The following is a 6,074-nucleotide window of genomic DNA, read 5'->3' as shown; positions in this document are numbered from 1 at the left end:
AACGCCTCTGCGCTGAAGCCGTCAACAACAACCAGCACGACCACTCGCGCATCGTCGAGCAACGTTGCGGGTAGCGCGTGCCCCGACAGCGGCGGCAGCAACGCGCCATCGCTTATGTCAACGTCGAACGCGCGCAGAATCGAAACAGGCAGGTTGCCTACGGAACCACCATCGTACGCGGGCAGGACGGCGGTCGACCAATTGGTCTGGCGAGTGAACCAGTCGCTGAGATTGGCTGATGCGGGCGGAATGGTGAAGCCGTCGATCAGACGCGAGTCCGGTCCTGCTTCGACCAGGCCGGTCGCGTGGTCTGCTCGCCTCGCATCGGGATCTGGTTGCGGACGCGATCGCGCTCGGCGGTCTCGCCGCACCCCGGAACCGGGCAGCGATAGATCAGCGTGTACGTCTGCGTCGCCTGATCGGAGAATCGGGCCGGCTTACCGACGTGCTTGAAGAGATCCATTTCGACGCCGTGATTCGGGCATACCGGCACCGACTCATCAACATCGTCGAGCGTCGAGCCGCGAAGCCAGCGCAACAAGTCCTTCATCCGGTCGCCGTCCTCCATCGCTTCGTGTCTACCACGTCAGCACCGCATCGATTATCGACCATCACAGCCCATTTGGGCAACATTCCGCCGCTTCTGTTGCTGCGCAATGCCTCGCTGAGTCAGCGCCTTGACAGGCATCCGAGGTCGAAGGATAATCCCGATCGATTCTATCGGAATTAGATTGCACAGGTGTAGCGCATGGAAGGTGACGGATGAGCGCCAAGACACACCGGGTAGATATGGTCCTGTTCGATCTCACACCACGGATTCTGTCAGTGGTGAAAAAGCAGGCATTGGGGCCACGCATGCTGGGAGTGACTGTAGCCGGAGACGATCTTGCCGGGTTCAAGTCGGCCTCGCCGGCCGATCACGTGAAACTGTGCTTCCCTGCGCCCGACGCTGAACAACCGATCATGCCGCAAATTGGCGAGCGTGGTTTGATACCAATCCCAGCCGATCAGCCGCAGCCGACGTTTCGGGACTACACGGTCCGCGCGTTCCGCCCGGAGAGCAACGAGCTCGACATCGACTTCGTTATCCACGGTGATGGCCCCGCAGTTCGTTGGTCGACTGAGGCAGAGCCGGGAAGGCTCGTCGGCATCCTCGGACCTCGAGGGTCTCGAGTCGTTGATTCCACATTCGACTGGTACCTGCTGGGCGGAGATGCCACGGCGCTTCCAGCGATTGGACGATGGATCGAAGAATCTCGGGCTGGTGCCTGTATTCAGGCATTTATTGCTGTGACTGATCGGGACGACGAGCAGACGTTCTCGTCAGCCGCTGACCTGGATGTAACCTGGATCCATCACGGCGCGCAAGATCCTGCCGAGTCAGATCTGCTGCTCCGCGCTGTACAGCAACGCACCCGGCTGAATGGGGATGGCTATGCCTGGTTTGCCGGCGAAGCAGGGATGCTGAAGCCCATTCGCAAGCACCTGCGAACTGAATTCGCAGACCACCCCGAATGGTTTGACGTTGATGGCTACTGGCGACGCGGTGTGGCGAACCTTGACCACCATGCGCCAGTCGATGATGACGATGAGTAGGCACGCCCGTTACCAGCAACCAGGTAGACGAAGACGGAGCTCACGTGGCTGAGAATGAGCAACCTGATGATATGAAGTACACATGTGCCCGTATCGAACAGCTCGCAACCGCAATTGCTAACGGCGAAGCGGGCGCGTTGGCAACGTTCTGGGATGAACTGGAGCGCGAAGGCACGCCGATTGTCGACATTGACGACAACGACCCGTCGCAATGCCTTGTGACATTTGTCTGGCGCGAGACCGGTCCGACCGACGATGTGCTGTTGCGCGAAGTTTGCACCAACCTGCCGCAGGACAAGCGCAAGCTCCGCAAGCTGGCCGACACGGACGTCTGGTATCTCACGTGGCGAATCGCTTCGACAATTCGCATGACCTACGGATTCACCGTCGTGCCTCCCGGAGGGATGGTCGGCGACCTGCGCTTCCAGCCGGTGACACCCGATCCACTCTGCAAGACGCGCCAATCGGACGACTGGCAGGACGTCGAGTCGTCCGCTGAACTTAAGCTCGATTCGGTGCTTGCGCTGCCAGACGCGCAGCCGCTGCCGTGGCTTGAGCCGCAAGCTGGCATTCCGACCGGCGCCGTCAGCGAGCACACGTTCGCGAGCGACATCCTTGGCAATGAACGACGCGTCTGGGTGTATCAGCCAGCTGGACACACTGCCGAGTCCGAGCCCGTTGGCTTTGTCCTGATCTTTGATGGTGAACGACACCACAGCTCGCACATCGTTTTGGACAACCTGATCGCCGCTGGAAAGATCCCACCGCTCGCCGCGATTCTCGTCCACCAACTCGACCTTCGCAATGTGGAGCTACCTGGGAATCCGGAATTCTCACGGGCGATGGTAGAAGAGCTGATGCCGTGGGCGCGCGAAACGTTCAACCTGACGGCAGATCCGAACCGAGCCATCATCACCGGGCGGAGCTTCGGCGGGCTCTGTTCCGCCTATACGGCGCTGAAGCACCCGGATGTCTTCGCCAACGTCCTCATGCAGTCCGCTTCGTGCTGGTATCACCCAAGCCTACTCGAAGGGATGCAATCGTTCTCACACACGGGCCACAGCGGTGTCGTCGGCGCCATCCCGCCATCGCCGCTCATCATCACCGAATTCAGCGAATCGCCAGTTGTGCCAATTCGCATCTATCAGGAAGTCGGTTCGCAAGAGTTAGGACCACCCATCGCCCAGCACCTCCAGACGTTCGCCAACCGCCACTTCTACGACCTCGCGCGAGGAAAGGGCTATGAGATCACCTGCCGCGAGTTCAATGGCGGACACGACGACGCTTGGTGGCGTGGAACGCTCGCCGACGGATTGCTGGAGTTGACGAGCGCCTGGTAACTCGTCAGTTTCGGTGAGTTGTCACTGAGCAAGTTGACGCGGCAGCCAGCCCCAAAACCTGAGATTTCGCGCGTACACGCGAATTATCTGTCATGCGTGGGACTGTGTCGAACGGGTGGGAATCTCTCACTGTGGTTCGAAATGACAGGACAAGGGGTTGGCTGCCGGACCGGACAGCTCGCCATTGCTGGCATTGCCGACTCGCTGGGCTGGCAACCTCCATGTTCCCCTGTCATCTTGAGGTCGCAACCGAAAGATCTCCCACCCGTTTGACTCAGTCCAACGCAGGGGAGATTTCTCACTGCGGTTCGAAATGACAGGACAAGGGGTTGGCTGCCGGACCGAACTGCTCGCCATTGCTGGCATTGCCGACTCGCTGGACTGGTAACCTCCATGTTCCCCTGTCATCTTGAGGTCGCAACCGAAAGATCTCCCACCCGTTTGACTCAGACCCATACAGGACTGCTACCTACCTCGATCTTGACAGCGGTCATTACCCCATCTACGATAATCCCGAGTATAATCCTCGGAATTGAGGCGCAGCCCTGGTTTCGATAGCTCGGCGGTACGGGCAGGCAGAGAACCTCTGGGAGGAGCAGGAGCAATGTCGGACGTTCGCCTGACAATTCATGGACTCGCCTGGTGTGCACAACATGGGCATCCGCTCCTCGGCCTGTGTGCCCGCTCTGAACGCGTCATCTGGATCTCGATTACGCCAGATGATGCGCAGGCACTTTCGCCAACGGCATGTGACTGCGCGAGCGGGCGATCGCGCATCTACAAGCTGCTGGAGGATTCGCTGGCGGCGTCCGGCTCTACCGTTCGTGAGACCAGCCTGATGCTTGGCCTGCATGGCGAATTAGAAGCGTCGATTGTGCTTGATGGTCCCGTCGGCGATTTGCGCATACCGGCCCACCCGGCCGACGCAATTGTGCTTGCCTGTCGTTCAAGGCGGGCCATCACGATCAGCGAGTCGGACCTGGAAACAGTCTGCCCCGAACTGTCAGATACTGGGCGAGCCACGGTCGAAGACGCATGCGAGTCGACACCTGATCCATTCCGGGCATTCATTGAATCCCTGGATCTCGGAGCGATTGACGGCACAAGCCCACTCTGATCGTTGTTGACGGGTATATTCATTGTCACAATAGCCGAGCACCGCGAGTACAATAGCGCCTGCGACCAGGTGAGTTGAAGAGGTACAGTAAACGCACGTGAGCACAACGACACTCCCTGTTGTTAAGCGGTTCTTCGGCTATTACCGACCTCACCGCAAGCTATTCATCATCGACTTCAGTTGCGCAGTCCTTTCCGGAGTCCTGGAGCTCGCCTTCCCGATGGCGGTCGGCACATTTGTCGACAGTCTTCTTCCGGGCGAAGACTGGGGTCTCATCGTCCTGTTTGCCATAGGACTGATGGCAATCTACCTGGTCAACGCGGTCCTGATGGTCGTTGTCGGCTACTGGGGCCACATGCTCGGCATCAACATCGAGACCGAGATGCGCCGCAAGAGCTTCGACCATCTTCAGAAGCTCTCATTCCGGTTCTTCGATAACCAGAAGACGGGACATCTCGTCGCGCGCATCACCAAGGATCTTGAGGAAATCGGCGAGGTCGCCCACCACGGCCCTGAGGATCTGTTCATCGCCGTGATGACCTTCATCGGCGCGCTCGGCCTGATGCTCTATGTCAACCCGGCGCTCGCAATCATCGCCGCCTTGATCGTTCCGATGACCGGCTGGATCACCGTCCGCTACGGCACCAAAATGACCTCCAACTGGAAGTCGCTCTTCGGCCGGGTCGGCGAGTTCAACGCCCGCATTGAGGACAACGTTGGTGGCATCCGCGTCGTTCAGGCGTTCGCGAACGAAGACCACGAGCGTGATCTGTTCGCCAAGGCGAACCAGCGCTACCGCTCCACCAAGCTCGAGGCCTATCGAATCATGACCGCCAGCATGTCGCTGAGCTACGTCTCGATGCGGTTGGCACAGGTCGTCGTCATGGTCGCGGGTGCCTACTTCGTGCTGCACAATCGGCTGACAGAGGGCCAGTTCGTCAGCTTCCTGCTGCTGGTTGGCGTGTTCTTCCGGCCGATGGAGAAGATCAACACTGTCCTGGAGATTTACCCGAAGGGCCTGGCCGGCTTCCGTCGCTACACTGAGTTGATCGACACTGAGCCAGACATTCAGGATGCGCCGGACGCAATCACCGTCGACCGACTGCGCGGCGACATCCGCTATGAGAACGTCACATTCGGCTACGGGCCTGAGAAGAAGGTCCTCAGTAACATCAACCTGACGATTCGAGCCGGAGAGACGATCGCGTTCGTCGGACCCTCGGGTGCCGGGAAGACGACGATCGCGTCGCTCTTGCCACGGTTCTACGAGGTTGATGCCGGTCGCGTCACGATCGATGGCTACGACATCCGGTCGCTGACCCTTGCGTCGCTCCGTAAGCAGATCGGCGTCGTTCAGCAGGACGTGTTCCTGTTCACCGGCACGATTCGCGACAACATCATCTACGGTCGGCTCGATGCAACCGAGGACGAAGTCTGGGATGCAGTGCGCCGGGCCAGGATGGAGTCCGTCGTCGAGAGCATGCCCGAAGGGCTCGATACCGTGATCGGCGAGCGCGGCGTCAAGCTATCTGGCGGGCAGAAGCAGCGCCTCGCCATCGCGCGCATGTTCGCCAAGAACCCGCCAATCCTGATTCTCGATGAGGCGACCTCGGCGCTCGACTCCGAAACCGAACGCGCGATTCAAGCATCGTTGACCGAGCTTGCCGTCGGGCGGACGACACTCGTGATCGCGCACCGGCTTGCGACGATCCAGAACGCCGATCGCATCGTCGTCGTCGACGAATCGGGCATCGTTGAAGAGGGCCGCCATCAGGACCTGGTAGCGGCCAAGGGCGTATATCAGCGCCTGCACGCTGCACAATTCCAAACGCTCGTCATTTCCTGATACCTACCCAACGGTCATGCGGCAGACCTACTGCCGCGTGACTATCCCTACGTATTCCAATGACTAGTAGCTCGTGTTACGCTCCATCGGGGCACCCGGCGTGGGCCGGATGGGGGGTAGATGGCGACGACGGACAAGAACACCGCCAGCGCCAAACGCACAATTGAACAATCGG

Annotated in this window: 5 protein-coding genes; 4 read left to right on the top strand and 1 reads right to left on the bottom strand. The window is 59.8% G+C overall.

Annotated elements, in window-relative coordinates; genetic code table 11:
- Window positions 1-265 precede the first annotated feature (265 nt).
- Window positions 266-550 carry a hypothetical protein gene (locus M9890_15120; protein ID MCO5178284.1) on the bottom strand — a complete coding sequence of 95 codons (285 nt, stop codon included), beginning with the start codon at window positions 548-550 and terminating at the stop codon, window positions 266-268.
- Between the two features lie 212 nt (window positions 551-762).
- On the opposite strand from M9890_15120, the gene M9890_15115 reads away from it, so the two are divergent.
- The 4 genes from M9890_15115 to M9890_15100 all read left to right on the top strand — a co-directional run bounded on the left by M9890_15115 (window position 763) and on the right by M9890_15100 (window position 5,899).
- Window positions 763-1,596 carry a siderophore-interacting protein gene (locus M9890_15115; GenBank protein ID MCO5178283.1) on the top strand — a complete coding sequence of 278 codons (834 nt, stop codon included), beginning with the start codon at window positions 763-765 and terminating at the stop codon, window positions 1,594-1,596.
- A 44-nt stretch (window positions 1,597-1,640) separates the two neighbouring features.
- Window positions 1,641-2,936: an alpha/beta hydrolase-fold protein gene (locus M9890_15110; protein ID MCO5178282.1), complete on the top strand. Its 1,296-nt coding sequence runs from the start codon at window positions 1,641-1,643 to the stop codon at window positions 2,934-2,936.
- A gap of 604 nt (window positions 2,937-3,540) precedes the next feature.
- Window positions 3,541-4,053, top strand: coding sequence for a DUF151 domain-containing protein (locus tag M9890_15105; protein ID MCO5178281.1), 513 nt, complete (start codon window positions 3,541-3,543; stop codon window positions 4,051-4,053).
- 97 nt (window positions 4,054-4,150) lie between these two features.
- A complete protein-coding gene (locus M9890_15100; GenBank protein MCO5178280.1) occupies window positions 4,151-5,899 on the top strand; it encodes an ABC transporter ATP-binding protein/permease in 1,749 nt (582 codons plus the stop codon).
- Window positions 5,900-6,074: the final 175 nt, after the last annotated feature.

It is taken from the genome of Thermomicrobiales bacterium (genome assembly GCA_023954495.1).
In the GTDB taxonomy this organism is placed as follows: Bacteria; Chloroflexota; Chloroflexia; order Thermomicrobiales; family CFX8; genus JAMLIA01.
The sequence above is the reverse complement of the archived record's forward strand: the minus strand, read 5'-3'. Positions and strand labels throughout refer to the sequence as shown.

What these genes read in the sequence shown, in the direction of transcription:
- M9890_15115 (MCO5178283.1), top strand. Translation starts at nt 763, where the DNA reads ATGAGCGCCAAGACACACCGGGTAGATATGGTCCTGTTCGATCTCACA.
- M9890_15105 (MCO5178281.1), top strand. Translation starts at nt 3,541, where the DNA reads ATGTCGGACGTTCGCCTGACAATTCATGGACTCGCCTGGTGTGCACAA.
- M9890_15120 (MCO5178284.1), bottom strand. Translation starts at nt 550, where the DNA reads ATGAAGGACTTGTTGCGCTGGCTTCGCGGCTCGACGCTCGACGATGTT.